Annotated in this window: 23 protein-coding genes; 16 read left to right on the forward strand and 7 right to left on the reverse strand. The window is 55.2% G+C overall.

The window, feature by feature from the left end:
* The first annotated feature begins 257 nt into the window (after nt 1–257).
* From L2Y28_RS08535 to ves, 7 genes are all read left to right on the forward strand, one after another.
* Nucleotides 258–1478, forward strand: coding sequence for an aspartate aminotransferase family protein (locus L2Y28_RS08535; protein WP_022647809.1), 1221 nt, complete (start codon nt 258–260; stop codon nt 1476–1478).
* Entirely contained in the window at nt 1475–2509 is a 1035-nt protein-coding gene (gene astA, locus L2Y28_RS08540) for an arginine N-succinyltransferase (protein WP_022647810.1), read from the forward strand. The genes L2Y28_RS08535 and astA overlap by 4 nt, the downstream gene beginning before the upstream one ends.
* Nucleotides 2506–3993 carry a succinylglutamate-semialdehyde dehydrogenase gene (gene astD, locus L2Y28_RS08545; protein ID WP_022647811.1) on the forward strand — a complete coding sequence of 496 codons (1488 nt, stop codon included), beginning with the start codon at nt 2506–2508 and terminating at the stop codon, nt 3991–3993. The genes astA and astD overlap by 4 nt, the downstream gene beginning before the upstream one ends.
* Nucleotides 3980–5305 (forward strand): N-succinylarginine dihydrolase, encoded by a 1326-nt coding sequence (gene astB, locus L2Y28_RS08550; RefSeq protein WP_022647812.1) that lies wholly within the window; start codon nt 3980–3982, stop codon nt 5303–5305. Before astD ends, astB begins: the two co-directional genes overlap by 14 nt.
* 9 nt (nt 5306–5314) lie before the next feature.
* A complete protein-coding gene (gene astE, locus L2Y28_RS08555; protein ID WP_022647813.1) occupies nt 5315–6280 on the forward strand; it encodes a succinylglutamate desuccinylase in 966 nt (321 codons plus the stop codon).
* A 337-nt stretch (nt 6281–6617) separates the two neighbouring features.
* Nucleotides 6618–7112, forward strand: a complete 495-nt coding sequence (gene spy / locus L2Y28_RS08560; protein ID WP_022647814.1) for an ATP-independent periplasmic protein-refolding chaperone Spy — start codon at nt 6618–6620, stop codon at nt 7110–7112.
* Nucleotides 7113–7279: 167 nt separating this feature from the next.
* Nucleotides 7280–7837, forward strand: coding sequence for an environmental stress-induced protein Ves (ves, locus tag L2Y28_RS08565; RefSeq protein ID WP_022647815.1), 558 nt, complete (start codon nt 7280–7282; stop codon nt 7835–7837).
* Here ves and cho read toward each other — a convergent pair.
* Nucleotides 7815–8693, reverse strand: coding sequence for an excinuclease Cho (gene cho / locus L2Y28_RS08570; protein WP_032624399.1), 879 nt, complete (start codon nt 8691–8693; stop codon nt 7815–7817). The genes ves and cho overlap by 23 nt on opposite strands.
* 115 nt (nt 8694–8808) lie before the next feature.
* On the reverse strand, nt 8809–9636 hold the full coding sequence (gene nadE / locus L2Y28_RS08575; protein ID WP_022647817.1) for an ammonia-dependent NAD(+) synthetase: 828 nt from the start codon (nt 9634–9636) through the stop codon (nt 8809–8811).
* Between the two features lie 231 nt (nt 9637–9867).
* Here nadE and osmE point away from each other — a divergent pair, with 231 nt between their 5' ends.
* The 7 genes from osmE to chbG all read left to right on the forward strand — a co-directional run bounded on the left by osmE (nt 9868) and on the right by chbG (nt 15719).
* A complete protein-coding gene (gene osmE, locus L2Y28_RS08580; protein WP_022647818.1) occupies nt 9868–10212 on the forward strand; it encodes an osmotically-inducible lipoprotein OsmE in 345 nt (114 codons plus the stop codon).
* A 281-nt stretch (nt 10213–10493) separates the two neighbouring features.
* Nucleotides 10494–10811: a PTS N,N'-diacetylchitobiose transporter subunit IIB gene (chbB, locus tag L2Y28_RS08585; protein ID WP_022647819.1), complete on the forward strand. Its 318-nt coding sequence runs from the start codon at nt 10494–10496 to the stop codon at nt 10809–10811.
* Nucleotides 10812–10891: 80 nt separating this feature from the next.
* Nucleotides 10892–12250, forward strand: a complete 1359-nt coding sequence (gene chbC, locus L2Y28_RS08590) for a PTS N,N'-diacetylchitobiose transporter subunit IIC (protein ID WP_017384664.1) — start codon at nt 10892–10894, stop codon at nt 12248–12250.
* A 47-nt stretch (nt 12251–12297) separates the two neighbouring features.
* Nucleotides 12298–12645 (forward strand): PTS N,N'-diacetylchitobiose transporter subunit IIA, encoded by a 348-nt coding sequence (gene chbA, locus L2Y28_RS08595; protein ID WP_022647820.1) that lies wholly within the window; start codon nt 12298–12300, stop codon nt 12643–12645.
* A gap of 29 nt (nt 12646–12674) precedes the next feature.
* Complete coding sequence (gene chbR / locus L2Y28_RS08600; protein WP_022647821.1) at nt 12675–13493, forward strand: transcriptional regulator ChbR; 819 nt, start codon at nt 12675–12677, stop codon at nt 13491–13493.
* Nucleotides 13494–13602: 109 nt separating this feature from the next.
* Nucleotides 13603–14958, forward strand: coding sequence for a 6-phospho-beta-glucosidase (locus L2Y28_RS08605; protein WP_022647822.1), 1356 nt, complete (start codon nt 13603–13605; stop codon nt 14956–14958).
* 11 nt (nt 14959–14969) lie between these two features.
* Nucleotides 14970–15719 carry a chitin disaccharide deacetylase gene (gene chbG / locus L2Y28_RS08610; protein WP_022647823.1) on the forward strand — a complete coding sequence of 250 codons (750 nt, stop codon included), beginning with the start codon at nt 14970–14972 and terminating at the stop codon, nt 15717–15719.
* 92 nt (nt 15720–15811) lie between these two features.
* Here chbG and katE read toward each other — a convergent pair whose 3' ends face one another.
* Entirely contained in the window at nt 15812–18061 is a 2250-nt protein-coding gene (gene katE, locus L2Y28_RS08615) for a catalase HPII (protein WP_022647824.1), read from the reverse strand.
* A 201-nt stretch (nt 18062–18262) separates the two neighbouring features.
* On the opposite strand from katE, the gene cedA reads away from it, so the two are divergent.
* On the forward strand, nt 18263–18502 hold the full coding sequence (cedA, locus tag L2Y28_RS08620; RefSeq protein WP_022647825.1) for a cell division activator CedA: 240 nt from the start codon (nt 18263–18265) through the stop codon (nt 18500–18502).
* Between the two features lie 48 nt (nt 18503–18550).
* On the opposite strand, the gene tcyP is transcribed toward cedA, so the two are convergent.
* The 4 genes from tcyP to hxpB form a co-directional block, all read right to left on the reverse strand.
* Nucleotides 18551–19942 carry a cystine/sulfocysteine:cation symporter gene (gene tcyP / locus L2Y28_RS08625; RefSeq protein ID WP_022647826.1) on the reverse strand — a complete coding sequence of 464 codons (1392 nt, stop codon included), beginning with the start codon at nt 19940–19942 and terminating at the stop codon, nt 18551–18553.
* Between the two features lie 127 nt (nt 19943–20069).
* Nucleotides 20070–20660, reverse strand: coding sequence for a metal-dependent hydrolase (locus L2Y28_RS08630; RefSeq protein WP_015570742.1), 591 nt, complete (start codon nt 20658–20660; stop codon nt 20070–20072).
* 95 nt (nt 20661–20755) lie between these two features.
* On the reverse strand, nt 20756–21517 hold the full coding sequence (gene kduD, locus L2Y28_RS08635) for a 2-dehydro-3-deoxy-D-gluconate 5-dehydrogenase KduD (RefSeq protein ID WP_022647827.1): 762 nt from the start codon (nt 21515–21517) through the stop codon (nt 20756–20758).
* Between the two features lie 128 nt (nt 21518–21645).
* On the reverse strand, nt 21646–22317 hold the full coding sequence (hxpB, locus tag L2Y28_RS08640; protein WP_058655645.1) for a hexitol phosphatase HxpB: 672 nt from the start codon (nt 22315–22317) through the stop codon (nt 21646–21648).
* 140 nt (nt 22318–22457) lie between these two features.
* On the opposite strand from hxpB, the gene L2Y28_RS08645 reads away from it, so the two are divergent.
* Nucleotides 22458–22994 carry a YniB family protein gene (locus tag L2Y28_RS08645; RefSeq protein ID WP_022647829.1) on the forward strand — a complete coding sequence of 179 codons (537 nt, stop codon included), beginning with the start codon at nt 22458–22460 and terminating at the stop codon, nt 22992–22994.
* Nucleotides 22995–23005: the final 11 nt, after the last annotated feature.

Genomic DNA, 23005 nt, shown 5'->3' on the forward strand with positions numbered 1-23005 from the left:
CAATTCCAGAATTATATTTGGCATGTGCATACTCTTTCTTGTTTTCGTGCGGCAAAGCGCCGCTTGCCGTAAAAATATTCACTATATATGCATTAACAGTGAATAACTCCATGTTGTAACTCATTGATATTCTGTTACCAAAATCCGTTTATGCATTTTTATCGCTGGCTGGCACGAACGCTGCAATCTACATTCACAGTGCAAACACTCAATTATTTAACATTTAAACAACCTTTTATTTACCGGATGAGGTCGCTATGTCTCTGTCAGTTACGCGTGAAAATTTTGATGAATGGATGATGCCGGTATACGCTCCGGCGGCTTTTATTCCGGTACGTGGGGAAGGCTCTCGCCTGTGGGATCAGCAGGGCAAAGAGTATATCGACTTTGCGGGTGGGATTGCGGTGAATGCGCTGGGGCATGCAAACCCGGCGCTGCGGCAGGCGCTGAATGATCAGGCGGCGAAATTCTGGCATACCGGCAACGGTTATACCAACGAACCGGCGTTACGTCTGGCGAAGAAGCTGATCGACGCCACTTTCGCAGAAAAAGTCTTTTTCTGTAACTCCGGCGCGGAAGCGAACGAAGCGGCGCTGAAGCTGGCGCGCAAATATGCGCACGATAAATTCGGCCCGCACAAGAGCGGCATCGTAGCCTTTAAAAATGCCTTCCATGGCCGCACGCTGTTTACCGTCAGTGCGGGTGGTCAGCCCTCATATTCTCAGGATTTTGCGCCGCTGCCGCCGGATATCCGTCATGCGGCGTATAACGATTTACACTCTGCCAGCGAGCTGATTGACGACACCACCTGTGCGGTGATTGTCGAGCCCATGCAAGGGGAAGGCGGCGTCATGCCCGCCCAGAAAGCGTTCCTGCAAGGGCTGCGCGAGCTGTGCGATCGGCATAACGCGGTCCTGATTTTTGACGAAGTCCAGACCGGCGTGGGCCGTACGGGTGAGCTGTACGCCTACATGCACTATGGCGTGACCCCGGATGTGCTCTCAACAGCTAAAGCGCTCGGCGGCGGCTTCCCGGTGGGGGCGATGCTGACCACCGATACATTCGCCAGCGTGATGACCGTGGGCACCCATGGCACCACTTACGGCGGTAACCCGCTGGCAACCGCTGTTGCCGGACAGGTGCTGGATATCATCAACACTCCTGAGGTGCTTAGCGGCGTGAAGCAGCGTCACCAGTGGTTTGTTGAGCGTCTTACCGCCATCAATAACCAGACCGGCATGTTCAAAGAGATCCGCGGTCTGGGGCTGTTGATAGGTTGTGAGCTTGCCCCTGAGTTTGCTGGCAAAGCGAAGCTGATTTCACAGGAAGCGGCAAAGCAGGGCGTGATGGTGTTGATTGCCGGCGCTAACGTGGTGCGGTTTGCCCCTGCGCTGATCGTCAGTGAGGAAGAGGTCAGAACCGGGTTAGATCGTTTTGCGCTGGCCTGCGAACAGGTGAAGTCCGGGGTGTCATCATGATGGTCATCCGTCCCGTTGCGCACGGCGATCTCGCCGGGCTTATGCAGCTTGCCGGTAAGACAGGGGGCGGGCTGACCTCGCTGCCTGCCGATGAAAAAACGCTGTCGGCGCGCATTGAGCGCGCCCTGCAAACCTGGCAGGGGACGTTGCCAAAAAGCGAACAGGGCTATGTGTTCGTGCTGGAAGAGACCGACACGGGAACCGTGGCGGGGATTTGCGCCATCGAGGTGGCCGTCGGGCTCAACGATCCGTGGTACAACTACCGCGTCGGCACGATGGTCCACGCCTCGAAAGAGCTGAACGTCTACAACGCGCTGCCGACGCTCTTTCTCTGTAATGACCATACCGGCGCCAGCGAACTCTGCACCCTGTTTCTCGATCCGGACTGGCGCAAAGAGGGTAACGGTTATCTGCTCTCCAAATCGCGCTTCATGTTTATGGCCGCCTTTCGCGACCGCTTCAACGAAAAAGTGGTCGCGGAGATGCGCGGCGTAATTGATGAGACGGGCTACTCGCCGTTCTGGGAGAGCCTGGGCGAACGCTTCTTCTCCATGGAATTCAGCCGGGCGGATTACCTGTGCGGTACCGGTCAGAAGGCGTTTATCGCCGAGTTAATGCCGAAGCATCCTATTTATACCCATTTCTTAACGCCGGAAGCGCAGGCGGTGATCGGCGAAGTTCACCCGCAAACCGCTCCGGCCCGTGCAGTGCTGGAGAAAGAGGGTTTTCGCTACCGTAATTACGTCGACATCTTTGACGGCGGTCCGACGCTGGAATGCGATATTGACCGCGTACGCGCCATCCGAAAAAGCCGCCTGGTTGAGGTTTCAGAAGGCCAGCCCGCGCCGGGCGAGTGGCCAGCCTGTCTGGTCTCGAACGAGAATTACGCCAACTTCCGCGCCATGCTGGTGCGAACCAACCCAACATGCGAGCGTCTGGTACTGACGGCTGCGCAACTGGATGCCCTGAAATGTAACGCTGGCGACACGGTTCGCCTGGTGCGGCTCTGCCCTGAGGAGAAAACAGCATGACTCTATGGATTAACGGTGACTGGGTAACGGGCGAAGGTGATGCGCGGACAAAAACTAACCCGGTCGGCCAGGAGGTGCTCTGGTCGGGGAGCGACGCCAGCGCCGGGCAGGTTGAGCAGGCCTGCCAGGCTGCACGCCGCGCGTTTCCGGCATGGGCGAAACGGCCATTCTCCGAGCGCCAGGCGCTGGTTGAGAAATTTGCTGCGCTGCTGGAGGCCAATAAAGCAGAGCTGACCCGCATCATTGCCTGCGAAACGAGCAAGCCGCGCTGGGAGGCAACAACCGAAGTGACGGCGATGATCAATAAAATCGGTATATCGGTGAAGGCGTACCACGCCCGCACCGGTGAGCAGCATACCGGGATGCCGGACGGCGCCGCCACGCTGCGCCACCGTCCGCACGGGGTGTTGGCGGTGTTTGGCCCGTACAACTTCCCCGGGCATCTGCCGAACGGGCATATTGTGCCTGCGCTGCTGGCGGGAAATACCGTCATCTTCAAGCCGAGTGAGTTAACCCCCTTAACCGGAGAAGCGGTGGTAAAACTCTGGGAGCAGGCGGGGCTGCCGCCGGGCGTGCTGAATCTGGTGCAGGGCGGGCGTGAAACCGGTCAGGCGCTGAGTGCGCTGAGCGACATTGACGGTCTGCTGTTTACCGGCAGTGCCGGAACGGGTTATCAGCTGCATCGTCAGCTGGCGGGGCAGCCGGAAAAAATTCTGGCGCTGGAGATGGGTGGCAACAACCCGCTGATTGTGGAAGATCCGGATGATATCGATGCTGCGGTCCACCTGACCATTCAGTCGGCATTCATTACCGCCGGACAGCGCTGCACCTGCGCCCGCCGCCTGTTGGTTAAACGCGGCGCGCAGGGGGATGCGTTTCTTAAGCGTCTGGTGGAGGTGAGCGGGCGTCTGGTTCCCGCGAAATGGGATACCGAGCCGCAGCCGTTTATCGGCGGGCTGATCTCCGAGCAGGCGGCGCTGAACGTGCTGAAAGCGTGGCAGGAGCACGTGGCGCGCGGGGCGAAAACCCTGCTGGAGCCGAAGCTGGTTCAGCCGGGCACATCACTGCTGACGCCGGGGATTATTGAGATGAGTGCGACGAGCAACGTGCCGGATGAAGAGGTCTTTGGCCCGCTGCTGTGCGTCTGGCGCTATGACGATTTTGCATCGGCGATCGAGATGGCCAACAACACCCGCTACGGCCTGTCGAGCGGCCTGATATCCCCGCATCGCGAGAAATTCGACCAGCTGCTGCTGGAAGCGCGCGCCGGGATCGTGAACTGGAACAAACCGCTGACCGGCGCGGCGAGCACCGCGCCGTTTGGTGGCGTAGGGGCATCGGGCAACCATCGCGCCAGCGCCTGGTATGCCGCCGATTACTGCGCGTGGCCGATGGCGAGCCTGGAAACCCCGGCGCTGAGGCTGCCGGAGACGCTGAATCCGGGGCTGGATTTTACAGAGGGTGACGCCCATGAAAGCGCGTGAGGTTAACTTTGACGGACTGGTGGGGTTGACGCACCACTATGCCGGGCTGTCGTTCGGCAATGAAGCTTCGACGAAGCACCGTTTCCAGGTCTCGAACCCGAAGCTGGCGGCCAAGCAGGGGCTATTGAAAATGAAGGCGCTGTCCGATGCCGGTTTCCCGCAGGCGGTGATCCCGCCGCAGGAGCGGCCGAACGTGGCCGTGCTGCGCCAGCTGGGCTTCAGCGGTACGGATGAACAGGTGGTTGAAAAAGCCGGTACGCAGTCCCCACAGCTGCTTTCCGCGGCCAGTTCAGCCTCTTCAATGTGGGTAGCGAATGCCGCCACCGTCGCGCCGTCGGCGGATACGCTGGACGGCAAAGTGCATCTGACCGTCGCTAACCTGAACAACAAATTCCACCGCGCCAGCGAAGCGGAGACCACCGGGCGCGTGCTGCGCGCCATTTTTAATCATGATGCGCATTTTGAGGTGCATTCGGCGCTGCCGCAGGTCGCGATGTTTGGCGACGAAGGGGCGGCAAACCACAACCGTCTGGGTGGCGATTACGGCGATCCAGGCTTGCAGCTGTTTATCTATGGACGGGAAGAGGGCGGCCACGCCGCGCCGGTTCGTTATCCGGCGAGACAAACCTTAGCCGCAAGCCAGGCGGTTGCACGGCTGAACCAGGTTAATCCTACTCAGGTGATTTTTGCCCAGCAAAATCCGCAGGTGATCGACCAGGGCGTGTTTCATAACGACGTGATTGCCGTTTCCAACCGTCAGGTGCTGTTCTGCCACGAGCAGGCGTTTGCCCAACAGGAAAAGTTGCTTGCCACGCTGCGCGAACGCGTGCCGGGATTTATGCCGATTCAGGTGCCCACGCAGGCGGTAAGCGTGCAGGATGCGGTCGAAACGTATCTGTTCAACAGCCAGCTGCTGAGCCGGGATGACGGCAGCATGATGCTGGTGCTGCCGCAGGAGTCCCGCAACCATCAGGGTGTCTGGCGCTATCTCAGCGAACTGGTGCAGGCGGATAACCCGATTGATGAACTGCGCGTGTTTGATCTGCGGGAAAGTATGGCTAACGGCGGGGGACCGGCGTGCCTGCGACTGCGCGTGGTGTTAACGCCGGAGGAAATGCAGGCCGTGAATCCGGCGGTGATGATGAACGACACGCTGTTCAATACCCTCAATGACTGGGTGGACCGCTACTATCGTGACCGTCTGGTTCAGGCCGATCTGGTTGATCCGCAGCTGCTGCGCGAAGGCCGCGAGGCGCTGGATGCATTATCGACCATCCTGCAACTGGGATCGGTTTATCCGTTCCAGCGCTAAGGAGACGATATGGAAAACTTTCTGGCGCTGACGCTGGCTGAAGAGACACCGGAGCGGCACGAGGGGGAAGGCCCCTCGTTCCACTGGCGATGGCTGGGGCCGGGCGTGCTTGAACTGACGCCGACGGGGCAATATAACCTGTCGCTGCTGCTTTCTACCGGCATTCACGGGAATGAAACCGCGCCTGTGGAGATTGTCGATCTGTTGCTGCGCGCGCTGTGTCGCGCAGAGATCACGCTGCACTGCCGTCTGCTGGTGGTACTGGGAAATCCGCCTGCGCTGGCGCAAAACAAACGGTATCTCGTGAGCGACATCAACCGAATGTTTGGTGGCCGCTGGGCGCAATTTCCACAGAGTGATGAAACGACACGTGCGCAATGGCTGGAGAAGGTGGTCACGGCGTTTTTTGCCGGGGTGGGGGAGACGCGCTGGCACCTCGATCTGCATACCGCCATCCGCGCCTCGTACCACGTACGTTTTGGCGTGTTACCGCAGCGCCATCAGCCGTGGGATGAGGCGTTTCTGACCTGGCTTGGCGACGCGGGACTGGAAGCGCTGGTTTTCCACCAGACGCCGGGCGGCACGTTTACCCACTTCACCTGCGAAAATTTCGGCGCGCTGTCCTGCACGCTGGAGCTGGGAAAAGCGCTGCCGTTCGGGCAAAACGACCTGACGCGTTTTGCCCCTACGCATCAGGCGCTTCGGGCGTTGCTCGCAGGGGTTGCGCCGGAACCCACCCGGGAACCCGTCGTGCGCTATCGGGTCGTACAGCAGATCACGCGTCAAAGTGAAGCTTTCCAGCTTCATATGGCGCCCCATACGCTGAACTTCACGCCGTTTCGCCAGGGCGTCCTGCTGGCGGAAGATGGTGAGACGCGCTATGCGGTACAGAACCCCACGGAATATGTTTTATTTCCTAACCCGTCAGTCGCGTTTGGTTTACGAGCCGGGTTGATGCTGGAAAAAATGCCCTGATCGTCTCCCCTCGCGCAGACCGGAGGGGAAACGAAGAATTAATTTCTTAACGTTAAAAGCGCTCTGGTAGTGTTTGCGGAATATTCCTGGAGAATTGCTTTATTATTAAACGGTACTTCGCTATACTCCTCCATAATCTCTTTAAAATCATGCTGTTGAATATTTTTGTTTCATCTCTCCACGCTTTTTCCTTAATTTCTCCATAATTGGCGAAAACGTGTTTTTTATACTTTCATTGTTTTACCGTTGCTCTGACTAATTGACGATAAACCCCGTAAAGTTAATCTCGTCAACACGGCATAGCGCCGAAGAATAACTGAAAGTAAGGAAAGACATTATGCGTAAATTAACTGCACTGTTTGTTGCCTCTACCCTGGCTCTGGGCGCTACCAGCATGGCGTTCGCCGCCGATACCGCGACCACTACCGCCGCGCCGGCAGAAGGCAAAATGATGATGCATCATAAAGGCAAGCCGGGTATGCATCATGAGATGATGATGTTTAAAGATCTGAACCTGACCGATGCGCAGAAGCAGCAGATCCGCGACATCAGGAAAAGTCAGCGTGACCAGATGAAACGTCCTCCGCTGGAAGAGCGCCGCGCGATGCATGACATCATTGCCAGCGACAGCTTCGACAAAGCAAAAGCAGAAGCGCAGATCGACAAAATGGCCGAGCAGCATAAAGCGCGCATGCTGGCCCACATGGAAACCCAGAACAAGATTTACAACATTCTGACGCCGGAACAGAAAAAGCAATTTAATGCCAATTTTGAGAAGCGTCTGACAGAACGTGCAGCGCCGGAAGGTAAAATGCCTGCACCAGCCGAATAATCGGTTCACTCTCTTAAGACCGCCGGGCTCCTGTCTACACAAGCGAAAACGCTGTGGACAGGACCGGCGGTTTTTCTTTTGCCCCATGCCTAAGGTCTGGCCTTACCGTTGCCGATAATACGTCTGTGAAAATGCCCTGGCGCACGGTGCGTCCTTCAGGAGTGGTCATGGAATTCTTTGATATCCGTAAAATACCCGTCAGTCTCTGGCGTAACGGCGCGGGCGAGACGCGTGAGATTTGCTGTTTCCCTCCCGCGACGCGGGATTTTTCCTGGCGGGCCAGCATCGCCTCCATCGCCAGTAACGGCGAATTCTCCGCGTTTCCGGGCGTTGACCGGGTGATTACGCTGCTGGAAGGCGGCGAGGTGACGCTGGATGCGGGGAGGGCGTTTTGCCATACCCTGAAACACCATCAGCCTTACGGCTTTGCGGGCGATTTGACGGTGAAAGCCGTGCTCACGGAGGGGCAGATGTCGATGGATTTCAATGTCATGACCCGACGGGAGCACTGCCAGGCAAAAGTGCGCGTTGCTACCCGGACGTTCACTACCTTCGCATCACGCGGTGGCGTGGCCTTCGTGTTAAGCGGCGCCTGGCAACTGGGCGATAAATTACTGACCGCCGATCAGGGCGCCAGCTGGCAAGAGGGCAGCCATACCCTCCGTCTACTGGAAACGAAGGGGTCGCTGCTGTTCAGTGAAATTACCTGGCTGCCGGGTCATTGAGCATGACTATCTCATATTTACCGGTTAACAGCGGCTTACAGAGAATTTTGTAGCCATCCTGATCGAACCCGGCAGGTGTGCGCAGCAGGGCGGCAGCGTCATCCAGACTTTCGACCGCGCCAAGCCAGAGCCAGTTGCGGATGACGTGATAGTGCGTCATCGCATCGCGGGTCTCTTTCAACGCCACCGCGCCTTCCCACGGCCAGCAGTTGACGCTGATTGAGGCCAGGCCAGCCATAAACCGGGCATGATGTTCTTCAACGCTCTCTTTTCCACAGCACGCCCCGGCGCAGCGTTTCAACGCGGAGCGGAAACAGGCGCGACCGCGGGTAGTCGCTTCCAGTCCTAACAGGCCGTAACAAAGCTGTAATTCATCAGCAAGGGATTGCAGAGTTTGCAGTGCGGCACGTTTGTTGGCAAACAGACCGTAAAGATTCGGTTCATGCGAAAAATCCACTTCCCGGGCATAAACGACCTGCGGTTTTCCCGCGTTAACCTGCAAGGAACACAGCTGGCGGTTGCGGCGCAGGCGTTTGTTAAACAGCGGCTGCTGTTCCTTGATGAGCCGGGCTTCGAGCAGAAGCGCGCCCAGTTCACCTGCCGTCTCGATCCAGGTGATCCGCCGGGACTGTCTGAGCATCGACGCTTCGTCCGGCGTACGCAGGTGCGACATCACCCGACTGCGGATATTTACGCTTTTGCCGATATAGAGCGGCATGGTGTCGCTGTCGCCGTGGAAGAAATAGACGCCAGGCTGTTTAGGCAGCGCCTCAAGCCAGGGGCGAAGATGCTCGGGATATTCGTAGATAGCCGCCGCTTCAAACTCAAGACGCGGGGCGGATTGACGCCTGCTCACATACTGCTCCATATACTGTTCAGGCATACAGTGTAGCAGGTGTTTGGTGGTTAAAAAAGAGCCGGGTGGCGGCTACGCCTTACCCGGCCTGCAAAACTGAGTTACCGTTTTGCTTTTACTTTTTCCAGAAATCATCAAACACCGTAATGGGTGGACGGCGTTTGTGCTCGGTTTTCAGATACCAGCCTTCAATAATTTTTGCGGTACCTTCGTCGAGCGTTTTGCCTTCCAGATAATCATCGATGTTGTCATAGGTCACACCCAGCGCGGCTTCATCCGGCAGGGAAGGGCGATCGTCTTCCAGGTCTGCCGTTGGCGCCTTCTTATACAGGTGCTCCGGGCAGCCCAACGCCGCCAGCAGTTGCTTACCCTGACGCTTGTTCAGGCGGAAGAGGGGGTTGATGTCCGTGCCGCCATCGCCGTATTTGGTGAAGAAACCGGTGATGGCTTCCGCGGCGTGGTCGGTGCCGACGACGACCCCTTTGGTCATCCCTGCGATACTGTACTGCGCTTTCATGCGCTCACGGGCTTTCTCGTTGCCACGAACAAAATCGCTCAGTTCAATACCGGCTTCACGCAAGGCCTGCTCGCTTGCCAGTACCGAACCTTTGATGTTTACGGTAAGAACACGGTCCGGCTGAATAAAGGCGATCGCATCCTGACAGTCCTGCTCGTCGGCCTGCACGCCATACGGCAGACGTACGGCAATAAATTGCAGTGCGGTGTCACCGGTCTCGTCACGCAGCTCGGTGATGGCCATCTGGCTAAGTTTACCGGCCAGAGTGGAGTCCTGACCGCCGCTGATACCCAGTACCAGCGTCTTCAGGAAAGGGTGTGCGGACAGGTAAGCTTTCAAAAAATCAACGCTACGACGGATCTCTTCATTGGCATTAATCGCAGGTTTCGCGCCCAGCGCCTGAATAATTTCTTGTTGCAGAGCCATTACGCCCTCCCTATGCAGAACCAAACAGAAAGTGTGATCTGTTAAAACTAACCCTTTGTCGGGGAAACGACAAGGATCACAGTTTTGAGTGTACTGTTTTACAGCGATTTAGCAGCTTATCGTTGTTTTATTAGAATTTTCCGAAATTCGTCTGGCGTAACTCGCAAAGTTGAACAATAGTAATTTTTATCCCATGCTTAGTTAACACGCTGATAAACAAGAGGACGGAATATGAACAAGAACGTAGCAGGAATTTTAAGCGCAGCGGCGGTACTGACTATGCTGGCTGGGTGTACAGCTTACGATCGCACCACAGATCAGTTCACACAGCCAGTGGTAAAAGACGTCAAAAAAGGCATGACGCGTTCACAGGTTGCAGCCATTGCCGGTAAACCTTCTTCAGAAGTCACTATGATCCACGCGCGTGGCACCTGCCAGACCTATATTCTGGGTCAACGTAATGGTAAGGCAGAAACCTACTTTGTCGCCCTGGATGATACCGGTCACGTGATCAATTCGGGTTACCAGACCTGCGCTGAATACGACACCGATCCACAGGCACCTAAGGCGCAGTAACCGCGCTTGCCTGAAAGTGTTAACAAACCGGCCTGATGGCCGGTTTTTTTATGCATACGTAAATCTTATTTCTTAGCGCGAAATATTTGCCTGAAATGTGAAGGTAGTCAACAAGCCAGGTCAATGAGAGACAATTTGAGTCTATCCAGAATTATCCCCTCCCTGTACCATTGCGTATACTCACTTCAACGACAAACAATGTTCAGCACACTGCCCGTCAGCCAGGATAGCGAGTCGAGTGATAGCGCGACGGCGGTCAGACCAATAAGAGGGAAATTATCATGGAAAAGAAACATATCTACTTGTTCTGCTCTGCGGGCATGTCCACTTCGCTGCTGGTTTCAAAAATGCGCGCGCAGGCCGAAAAATATGAAGTCCCTGTGGTGATTGAGGCGTTTCCGGAAACGCTGGCGGGCGAAAAGGGTCAGACAGCAGATGTAATTTTACTCGGGCCGCAAATCGCTTATATGCTGCCAGAAATTCAACGTTTGCTCCCTAATAAGCCGGTCGAAGTGATCGATTCCATTTTATACGGCAAGATTGATGGTTTAGGTGTATTAAAAGCTGCTGTTGCGGCGATTAAAAAAGCTGCTAATTAATTTTTTATTTTTCCCGTCAAAGAGTTATTTCACACACAATACGCCGTAACGGTCGTTGCGGCATTTAAGGGTATTTTCCTATGAGTAAAGTCATCGCTTCACTTGAAAAGGTACTCCTTCCTTTTGCTGTTAAAATAGGAAAGCAGCCTCACGTTAATGCCATTAAGAACGGCTTTATTAAATTAATGCCGTTGACATTAGCCGGGGCAATGTTCGTTTTAATTAACAACGTTTTTCTCAGCTTTGGAGAAGGTTCCTTTTTTTATTCATTAGGAATTAGGTTAGATGCTTCCACTATTGAAACCCTTAATGGTTTAAAAGCCATTGGCGGCAACGTATACAACGGTACGTTGGGTATTATGTCGCTAATGGCGCCTTTCTTTATTGGAATGGCGCTGGCGGAAGAGCGTAAAGTGGATCCGCTGGCGGCGGGCTTACTGTCCATTGCCGCGTTTATGACCGTCACGCCGTACAGCGTGGGCGACGCTTACGCCGTGGGCGCCAACTGGCTGGGTGGAGCAAACATCATTTCCGGTATTATTATCGGACTGGTGGTGGCCGAAATGTTCACCTTTATTATTCGCCGCAACTGGGTTATCCGCTTGCCGGATAGCGTTCCGGCCTCCGTTTCACGTTCATTTTCCGCGTTGATACCGGGCTTCATTATTCTCTCCATCATGGGGATTATTGCCTGGGCGCTCTCTCACTGGGGGACTAACTTCCACCAGATCATTATGGACTCTATCTCAACGCCGCTGGCGTCGATGGGTAGCGTGGTCGGTTGGGCGTATGTCATCTTTACCTCCCTGCTGTGGTTCTTCGGCGTGCATGGTTCACTGGCACTGGCGGCGCTGGACAGCGGTATTATGACCCCGTGGGCACTGGAAAACGTCGCGCTTTACCAGCAGTACGGCTCCGTCGATGCGGCGCTGGCGGCCGGTAAAACCTTCCATGTGTGGGCGAAGCCGATGCTTGACTCCTATATCTTCCTGGGCGGCACCGGGGCGACGCTGGGTCTGATCATCGCGGTCTTTATTGTCTCTCGCCGCGCCGACCATCGTCAGGTTGCGAAGCTGGCCCTGCCGTCAGGCATCTTCCAGATTAACGAGCCGATCCTGTTTGGTCTGCCAATTATCATGAACCCGGTGATGTTCATTCCATTCATCCTGGTTCAGCCGCTGCTGGCCGCGATTACGCTGACGGCGTATTACCTGGGCATTATCCCGCCGGTGACCAACATTGCGCCGTGGACGATGCCAGCTGGTCTGGGCGCGTTCTTCAACACCAACGGTAGCGTGGCCGCCTTCCTGCTGGCGATATTCAACCTCGGGATTGCAACCCTGCTCTACATGCCGTTCGTGGCGATTGCGAACAAGGCTGCAACGGTTATCGATGAAGAAGAGAGCGAGGAGGATATCGCCCTCGCACTGAAATTCTAAAATTGCACGGCGCGGGGCAACCCGCGCCAGCGTAAAGGAGCTTAAAGATGTTAGATTTAGAGAGTATCGTTGCCGAAGAAACCGCAGTGAACGATCTGGAAGAGGTGGTGATGGGGCTCATCATCAATTCAGGGCAGGCGCGAAGCCTGGCGTATGCGGCGCTTAAGCAGGCTAAGCAGGGCGATTTTGTTGCCGCGAAAACCATGATGGAGCAGTCCCGTACGGCGTTAAACGAAGCGCATCTGGTGCAGACGAAACTCATCGAAAGCGACCAGGGCGAAGGAAAGATGAAAGTGAGTCTGGTGCTGGTACATGCGCAGGATCACCTGATGACCTCCATGCTGGCGCGCGAGATGGTAGCGGAGCTCATCGAGCTTCACGAGAAGATGCAGTAAGTCTGAACAGGCACCAGGAGGTCAGCACGATGGAAATCAAAACCGCACATGAGCAGCAGCTGTTTAATGGCAAGAATTTTCACGTGGTGATTTACAACAAAACGGAGAGCGCCAGCGGTCTGCACCAGCATGACTACTACGAGTTCACGATTGTTCTGACCGGCCGCTACTATCAGGAGATTAACGGTAAGCGCGTCCTGCTTGAGCGTGGCGATTTCGTCTTCCTGCCGATGGGGTCCTATCACCAGAGCTTTTATGAGTTTGGTGCGACGCGCATTCTTAACGTAGGGGTGAGCAGGCGTTTCTTCGAGAAGCACTATCTGCCGCTGGTTCCGTTCTGCTTTGTGGCGTCACAGGTGTATCGCGTTAAAAATGAGTTTATGACCTGGATTGAAACGGTTATCGCCTCGCTGAATTTCCGCGACAATGAATTTGATGAATTTATTGAAACCGTGACGTTCTACGTCATGAACCGTCTTCGCCATCACCGTGAAGAACAGCAGGTGGTGGATGATATTCCTCAGTGGCTGCGCAGTACCGTGGAGCTGATGCACGATAAAGGACAGTTCAGCGATAACGCCCTGGAAAACATGGTGGCGCTGTCGGGTAAATCGCAGGAATATTTAACGCGCGCCACGCAGCGCTATTACCGTAAAACGCCTGTTCAAATTATTAATGAAATCCGCATCAATTTTGCCAAAAAACAGCTGGAAATTACTAACTACTCTGTCACCGATATCGCTTACGAATCGGGTTACAGCAGCCCCAGCCTGTTTATTAAAACCTTTAAGAAAATGACTTCATTCACACCGAACAGTTACCGCAAAAATTTAACGGTAATTAATTAACTTTCGGCGGTTTATCCGCCAGGAATATTGACGTAATGGCTTGCCCAAATAGCGGGAAGAGTACGCTATACCTTGCAGGCGATTACCCTGATAAGCTAAGGGAGAGTTTATGCAAAAGAAATTAAAAGTCGTAACCATTGGTGGCGGCAGCAGCTATACCCCGGAATTACTTGAAGGTTTCCTGAAACGTTATCATGAATTACCGGTCAGCGAATTATGGCTGGTGGATGTTGAAGAAGGTCAGGAGAAGCTAAATATTATTTTTGAACTGTGCAAACGCATGGTTGAAAAAGCGGGCGTGCCTTTAACCGTGCATAAAACGCTGGATCGCCGCCTGGCGCTGAAAGATGCTGACTTCGTGACCACCCAGCTGCGCGTCGGCCAGCTGAAGGCGCGTGAGCTGGACGAGCGTATTCCGCTGAGCCACGGTTATCTGGGCCAGGAAACCAACGGGGCAGGTGGCCTGTTTAAAGGTCTGCGTACGATTCCGGTCATTTTTGACATCATTAAAGACGTGGAGGAGATCTGCCCGAACGCGTGGGTGATTAACTTTACCAACCCGGCCGGGATGGTCACCGAGGCAGTCTATCGTCACACCGGTTTCAAACGCTTTATCGGCGTCTGCAATATTCCGATCGGCATGAAGATGTTCATCCGCGATGTGCTGGCGCTAACCGATAACGATGAATTGTCCATTGACCTGTTCGGCCTGAACCACATGGTCTTTATCAAAGATGTGATTGTGAACGGGCAATCGCGCTTTGCGGAACTGCTTGATGGCGTTGCCTCTGGTCGCCTGACCGCGGCCTCGGTGAAAAACATCTTCGATCTGCCGTTCAGCGAAGGGCTGATCCGCTCCCTGAATCTGCTGCCGTGCTCGTATCTGCTTTACTACTTCAAGCAGAAAGAGATGCTGGCGATTGAAATGGGCGAATACTACAAAGGTGGCGCACGCGCTCAGGTTGTACAGAAAGTAGAGAAGCAGCTTTTTGATTTGTATAAAGATCCGAACCTGAACGTCAAACCGAAAGAGCTTGAGCAGCGCGGTGGGGCATACTATTCAGATGCCGCGTGTGAAGTGATCAACGCCATTTACAATGACAAGCAGGCCGAGCACTATGTGAACGTTCCGCATCATGGGCACATCGACAATATCCCGGCAGACTGGGCCGTGGAGATGACCTGCATCCTTGGGCGCGAGGGTGCAAAACCGCATCCCCGCATTACCCACTTCGACGATAAGGTGATGGGCCTGATTCATACCATCAAAGGCTTTGAAGTGGCGGCGAGCAATGCGGCCCTGAGCGGCGAGCTGAATGACGTGCTGCTGGCGCTGAACCTGAGCCCGCTGGTGCATTCTGACCGTGACGCTGAAAAACTCGCGAGTGAGATGATCCTGGCGCATGAGAAATGGCTGCCAAACTTTGCTGCAACGGTTGAGAAACTGAAACTCACACACCGTTAAGAGGAGGCGCGATGGAAAACCTGCTGATCGTCAATGCCGATGATTTCGGCCTGTCAAAAGGGCAGAACTACGGCATTATCGAAGCCTGTCGCCGGGGCGTCGTGACCTCTACAACAGCGCTCATCAACGGTGAGGCGGTGGAACATGCGGCGCAGTTAAGCCGTGAGCTGCCCGAACTGGGCGTGGGCATGCACTTTGTGCTGACGCTTGGGTTGCCCCTTTCACCGATGCCGGGGCTGACGCGCGACGGGCAACTGGGTAAATGGATTTGGGAAATGGCGGAGCAGGACGCTTTGCCGCTTGATGAGATTGCCCCCGAGCTGGACTGCCAGTTTAACCGCTTTGTGGATGTGTTTGGCCGCGAGCCCACCCATATCGACAGTCATCATCATGTGCATATGATCCCGGCGATTTTCCCGCTTGTGGCAGAATTTGCCAAACGTAAAGGCGTGGCGATGCGCGTGGATCGGGAGGTGCGCGGACTGCCGGACGTTGCGGTGACGTCAACGGAGGGGTTCAGCAGCGCATTTTATGGCGACGATATCGACGAAGCGCTGTTCCTGAAGGTGCTGGATGCCTCCGCCGCAAAAGGGGAGCGCTCGCTTGAGGTAATGGCGCATCCGGCGTTTGTCGATAACATCGTACGTAAGAGCGCCTACTGCTGGCCGCGTCTGGCGGAACTGGACGTGCTAACGTCGGCGTCGTTGAAGTATGCGATTGCCGAGCGTGGGTATCGTCTGGGGACGTTCAGGGATTTGTGAGCAAAATAAAGCCCGGGGACGGCTTCGCCTTACCGGGCCTACAACATCAGTCGAAATATAGGCCGGGTAAGCGTAGCGCCACCCGGTTTTTTTTACGCCGGTATCTGGTCAATCTTGCTGCTGCGCGACCACACGCGGTGCGCGGCGAGCAGGTCAAACAGCCGGGTCATAAACGCATCGTCAATGTTATCACCTTCGACAATGCCTTCTTCCCCTTGATCCGGTACCTTCAGCAGCGATTTAAACTTCCGCGCATCGCCTGCGAGGGCGATTGGCTTCAGGTGCTTATAGGCTTCCAGCAGATAATAGGCGGCATCACCGTTACCGAGCAAACTCTCAACGTCGCCGCACGGCATAATCACCGCATCAACCGTCAGGGACGGTGCCCCGGCGAAGGTCGCAGCAATCGGCAGGACGGAGCCATCATCGGCCGTCACTTCACCCATGCGTGAGTAAAGCAGTTTGGCATGTACGCCCTGAGTCTTGAGCGCCCTCATGATCCCCAGCACGTCGCTGGCGCGCGGTTTATCGTTCAGCAGGATAGCCACTACGCGGCCTTTGATCGACCCGCCAGGTACCGCGTACAGGCTCAGGGACGGATCCTTCTTCAGCCCGTTCACGTCTTTAGGCGGTGCAGCATGGCATTGCTCGTCAGTCAGCGTAATGCCGAGATTATTCGCCACGCCCTGAGCAAGCTGGATATCAATATGCGCCAGATGGTCGACCACGCGCTCGCGAATGTAGGTACGCACCACTTTGCTCAGCTCGAAGCTGAAGCCGCCGATAATGTGCTGCTGTTCGATCGGGGTCTGGCTGTTCCAGAACAGGCGAGGCTGAGCGTAATATTCGCCGAATGACGGGCTGCGCTCGCGAATTTTTGTTCCGTCCACGCGCTCCTGATACGACTCGAATCCGCCACGTTTTGGCCCCGGCGGGGTTTCACGCGGCCAGTTATCGTTAATGGAGTTCGGCTCGTAGTTCGCCGGGTTGGTATCGATATCCTGGCGATGCATCCCGTCACGCTGGAAGTTATGGTACGGACAGGTCGGACGGTTGATTGGGAGCTCATGGAAGTTAGGTCCACCAAGACGGCTGATCTGCGTATCGGTGTAAGAGAACAGACGACCCTGCAGCAGCGGATCGTTGGTGAAGTCCAGCCCCGGCACAATATGGCCCGGGTGGAACGCTGCCTGCTCATTTTCCGCGAAGAAGTTATCCGGGTTGCGGTTAAGCACCATTTTACCCACCAGCTGAACCGGCACCAACTCTTCAGGAATAAGCTTGGTCGGGTCGAGCAGGTCGAAGTCGAATTTGAACTCGTCTTCTTCCGGGATCAGCTGTAACCCCAGCTCGTATTCCGGGAAATCACCGGCTTCAATGGATTCCCACAGTTCGCGACGGTGGAAGTCCGGATCGCGTCCGGTCAGCTTCTGCGCTTCATCCCACACCAGCGACGCTTTCCCCGCGACCGGTTTCCAGTGGAAACGCACAAACGTCGCTTTACCTTCAGCGTTAATCAGACGGAAGGTATGAATACCAAAGCCTTCCATAGTGCGATAGCTGCGTGGGATCCCCCGGTCAGACATCGCCCACATCACGTTGTGAAGGGTTTCCGGTTGCAGGGAGACGTAGTCCCAGAATGTGTCATGCGCACTTTGTCCCTGCGGTATGGCCCAGTGTGGTTCTGGTTTTACCGCATGGACAAAGTCAGGGAACTTATGCGCGTCCTGTATGAAGAAAACCGGGGTGTTATTTCCGACGAGGTCGAAAATGCCCTCTTCGGTATAGAATTTGGTGGCGAAGCCGCGGATATCACGCACCGTGTCGGCCGAACCCGCGCCGCCCTGTACGGTAGAGAAACGCACAAACACCGGTGTGATTTTGTTCGGATCGGAAAGGAAATCTGCTTTGGTGATCTCCTTCAGGCTCTTGTAGGGCTGGAAATAGCCGTGCGCCGCGGAGCCGCGAGCGTGGACGATACGCTCAGGGATACGCTCATGGTCGAAATGGGTGATTTTTTCGCGCAGGATGAAATCTTCCAGCAGCGTCGGGCCGCGCGTTCCGGCGCGCAGGGAGTTCTGATCATCGGCAATGCGAACGCCCTGGTTCGTGGTCAGCGCATGGCCTTCACCGCCCTTGCGGTGAGGATCGAGCGATTTCAGCTTTTCGTTTTCCGTTTCCGGGGCTTTCATGCTGCCCGGGGCGGTAGGCTGTTCACCCGGTGCGGAAGGACCCGGTGATGGTTTGTGTGAGCCGTCGGCTGGGGCAAGTGAGTCCATTCCCGGTTGAGATTCTTCAGTCCCATGAATGGGTGACTGATGTGGTTTATCATTGTTCGACATTGCACGCTTCTCCTTTGTTCATTCCTAAAAACCCTATTAAGGATAGAACAATGTTAAGAATTAGCAGGCGAACTAAGCGTTTTCAGATATTGATTAGCGAAAGGAGCCATCAGCGATACGTCAGGCGCGACGGGCGGGGGGAGAATCGGCTATGATAGAAATTTCCTGCTTTAAGAATTTGCTTTAGTGAACCCGTCGCTTATGAAACCTCTTCGTCAACAAAACCGCCAGGTTATTAGCTATGTACCCCGCGTTGAGCCCGCGCCGCCAGACCATGCCCTGAAGGTGGATGGTTTTCGCGATGTCTGGATGCTGCGGGGTAAATACGTTGCCTTCGTGCTGATTGGCGAGCACTTCCGTCGCTCCCCTGCGTTTACGGTGCCGGAATCGGCGCAGCGATGGGCAATGCAGACCCGCCAGGATGAAGAGGTTGAAGAATAACAGCCATAAAAAAACCGCCCGATGGCGGTTTTTTTATTTCAGCAGTGATTAACGATGTGCCAGTTCGGCATCATCTTCACTGTCGAGAATCGTTTTGTCGGTCTGCTTCAGCCACTGGCTGGTCAGGGTACCGGCGGTCATTGAACCACTCACGTTCAACGCGGTACGACCCATATCGATCAGTGGTTCAACAGAGATCAGCAGGGCAACCAGCGTTACCGGCAGCCCCAGCGCAGGCAGAACGATCAGCGCAGCGAAGGTCGCGCCGCCGCCCACGCCCGCAACACCGGCGGAGCTAATGGTCACGATACCGACCAGCGTCGCAATCCAGACCGGATCCAGCGGGTTAATACCCACGGTTGGGGCAACCATCACGGCCAGCATCGCCGGGTAGAGACCCGCACAGCCGTTCTGCCCGATGGTGGCGCCAAAGGAGGCCGAGAAGCTGGCGATAGACTCGGGTACGCCCAGACGACGTGTCTGTGCTTCCACGTTCAGCGGAATCGATGCCGCGCTGGAACGGCTGGTGAAGGCGAAGGTCAGCACCGGCCAGACTTTGCGGAAATATTTCAGCGGGCCAACGCCGTTCACCGCCAGCAGGATGCCGTGCACAACAAACATGATGCCCAGACCGAGGTACGAGGCAATCACAAAGCTGCCAAGCTTGATGATGTCTTGCAGGTTAGAACCTGCCACGACTTTGGTCATCAGCGCCAGGACACCGTACGGCGTCAGCTGCATGACCAGACGCACCAGCTTCATTACCCAGCTTTGCAGGGTATCGATGGCAGTCAGAACCCGCTCGCCTTTCGGCGCATCGTCCTTCAGCAGCTTCAGCGCAGCCACGCCCAGGAACGCAGCGAAGATCACTACGCTGATAATGGAGGTTGGGCTTGCACCGGTCAGGTCAGCAAACGGGTTTTTCGGAATGAAGGAGAGCACCATTTGCGGAACGGTCAGATCGGCCACTTTACCCACGTAGTTGGTCTCAATCGCCGTCAGACGCGCGGTTTCAGCGCTACCCTGCACCAGACCTTCAGCAGTCAGGCCAAACAGATTGGTAACCAGCACACCCACCAGCGCCGCAATCAGCGTGGTGAAGAGCAGGGTGCCAATGGTCAGGAAACTGATTTTACCCAGTTGAGAAGCATTATGCAGGCGGGCTACGGCGCTCAGAATTGAGGCGAATACCAGCGGCATAACGATCATTTGCAGCAGCTGTACATAGCCGTTACCGACAATGTTGAACCACTGAATGGAATCTTTCAGTACCGGGCTGTCGGAGCCGTAAATAGCGTGTAAGGCCAGGCCAAACACCACGCCCATGACCAGACCAACCAGTACCTTTTTCGCCAGGCTCCACTGTTTGTGGCGAGCCTGGGCGAGAAGCAATAGCAATACGACGAACACAACAATGTTCGCGATGAGTGGAAAATTCATCCCCGTTCTCCTGATTTATTCTACGGTCGGTTTTTACCGAACCTGTTGGCGCAAGGTTATCAGAAGTGTGATGTAGCGCTTATATCCATATGGAATGGTTTATGACAAAAGTGATTATATTGTCGGTTTAATGTTCAATCTGGTGATTAATAAAACGATTGAACTGAAATTGCAGCGAGTTGATCATCTGCGATGACCAGCGCACTGCACCATTTTCGGGCAATGTCTGCGGCATCCAGACGGCATAGGCAAACAGCGCCATGCACAGAACGCGCTCCAGCTGGTTGCCTTTTTGCGGCACGAGGATTGGCAGGCGGAAACGCCAGCGGCAGGGCCAGAGCAGCGGAACGCCCGCTGGCGTCAGCATATCGGCGAGGATATGGCTTAAGTAGCCGAGCACCATGCCCTGAATGGCATCCGCCGGGACTATCCAACTCTCGGGAACCTTCAAATAGAAAAGTGTAAGCAGGCCAAATACGGCCAGTAGGCTGTGGGTAAACCCGCGATGACCAAAGGCTCTGGCGATGGGTTTTGAAATCCACTTCAGCCGCTGACCAAGGAATGATTTTGGATGGTCGATGTCCGGCAGCAGGCAGGTCAGCACGGCAGAAGGGACAATATGCCACCAGTCCCCCTGGGCCAGCACAGGGGTCAGTTCAGCGTTTTTAGCAAACACTGCACAGGCAAGTGAAAAAAGCAGGTGGCCTTCCGCCGTCATGATAAAACCCGGTAAACTGTCAATCCATACAGTATAGGGTTTTTATACAGTGTGTGAAAGAGGTGACGGTGTAACTCTTTGTCACAAACCGGCGGTTAGCGCGCCAGCCAGCCACCGTCTACGGCAAGGGTATGGCCGTTAACGTAATCCGACGCCGCCGAGGCCAGAAACACCACCGGACCCTGTAAATCCTCCGGAAGTCCCCAGCGGCCCGCCGGAATACGGTCGAGGATCGCCTGGCTGCGCTGCTCATCATCGCGAAGTTGTTGGGTGTTATTTGTCGCCATATAACCCGGCGCGATAGCGTTCACGTTAATACCTAGCGGCGCCCATTCGTTTGCCAGCAGGCGGGTGAGCCCGAGGACGCCGCTTTTCGAAGCCGTATAGGACGGCACCCGAATGCCGCCCTGGAAGGAGAGCATGGAGGCAATGTTAATAATCTTGCCGCCCTGACCCTGCACGATAAACTGTTTCGCTACTGCCTGAGAGAGGAAAAAGACCGATTTCAGATTGAGATCGATGACCTCGTCCCAGTCCTTCTCGCTAAATTCCAGCGCATCGCACCGACGAATGGTGCCGGCATTGTTAACCAGAATATCGATGCGGCCCATCTCTGTGATGGCGGTATCCACGACGCTCTGAATACTCTCATGCTTGCCGAGATCGGCGCGAATTGCGATAAAGCGCCGTCCCAGCGCCGTGACGCGCGCTGCCGTTTCGTCAGGAACCTTGCGGTTTACCCCCACGATATCGCATCCTGCCTGGGCGAGGGCAATGGCCATGCCTTGCCCCAGACCGGTATCGCACCCGGTCACCATCGCCACTTTTCCTGCCAGAGTAAAAGCATCCAGTATCATACGCGCCTCAGAAGTCAGGTTATTGTCATTCTGCACGTAAGGATAGGAGTCTGGAATGAGAAAAGCAAATAAAGTAAAACGTTGTTTTGATTTTGTGATGCAGGCAGCCGAAGCTGCCTGAAAGAGCGTTACTCTCCGCGCAGATGGCGGGCAGTCAATTCTTCAAGAGACGTCAGCCTGACATCTGCGAGGGCAAAGCGGGGATCGTGTCGGCCTTCTTCAGCCGGCACAACGATGGAGCGCATACGTGCGGCTTTGGACGCCACCATGCCGTTAACCGAATCTTCCAGCGCCACACAGGTAAGCGGATCCAGCCCCAGTTTCGCGGCGCAGTCCATATACACCTGCGGATGTGGCTTGCTGTAAGGAAGCTTTTCGGCCGAGGCCAGCGCGTCGAAGCTGTCGCGCAGCCCGAACATCGTCAGCATTTTTTCCAGCATATGCAGAGGTGAGGCAGAGGCAAGCCCCACTTTCAGCCCTTGCGCCTTGCACAGGGCGATAGCGTCGCGTACGCCCGGTAACAGAGGCTTATTCTCTTCTACAAGGGAGATAGCACGGTTGATAATGCGCGCCGTAACTTCGTCGCGATCCGGGCCAACCCATGGCTGGTGGGCATACCAAAGGTCAACCACCATATCGATGCGCAGCCCCAGAGTATCGGGAAGCTCATTACGACGACTGATATCGACGCCGAGGCTGGCCATCACGTCCAGTTCAGCCCGATCCCACAGGGGTTCGGAATCAATCAACAATCCATCCATGTCAAAAATAGCGGCAAGTATCTGGCGCGGTGTCGACATTACAACATCTCCTTATCTTGGGGTAAGACGAACGGTGCTAAGCACAAGCAATTTAGCATATTGCATTCAAAGATCGGGCGAAAATGACCGACAGCAGGTAGACTTAGGCACAAATAACGCGTCTTTATGAAGAGGAACTAATGACGTATCAACAAGCTGGACGCATCGCAGTCTTAAAACGTATTGCTGGTTGGGTTATTTTCATTCCCGCCCTGATTTCAACGCTGATCTCCGTACTTAAATTTATGTACGATCACAGCGAAAAACAGCCGGGCATTAATGCCGTCATGCTTGATTTTGCCCACGTCATGATTGAGATGATGCGGTTTAACACCCCATTCCTGAACTTCTTCTGGTTCAACTCGCCCACCCCGGATTTTCACCACCAGCTGAATGTCGGGTTCTGGATAATCTATGCGTTGATCTTTATCGCGATGGCGTTGCAAGCCTCCGGCGCGCGCATGAGTCGCCAGACCCGCTTTTTACGCGAAGGGGTGGAGGATCAGCTGATACTTGAGAAGGCGAAAGGCCCTGACGGGATGAGCCGCGAGCAGATCGAATCGCGCATTGTCGTTCCGCGTCATACCATTTTTGTGCAGTTTTTCCCGCTCTATATCCTGCCGGTTATTATCATTGTGGCCGGGTATTTCTTCTTTACGCTGCTCGGCTTCCTGTAATGTAAAAGGGG

Source organism: Enterobacter sp. JH25, assembly GCF_021725435.1.
GTDB lineage: Bacteria > Pseudomonadota > Gammaproteobacteria > Enterobacterales > Enterobacteriaceae > Enterobacter > Enterobacter intestinihominis.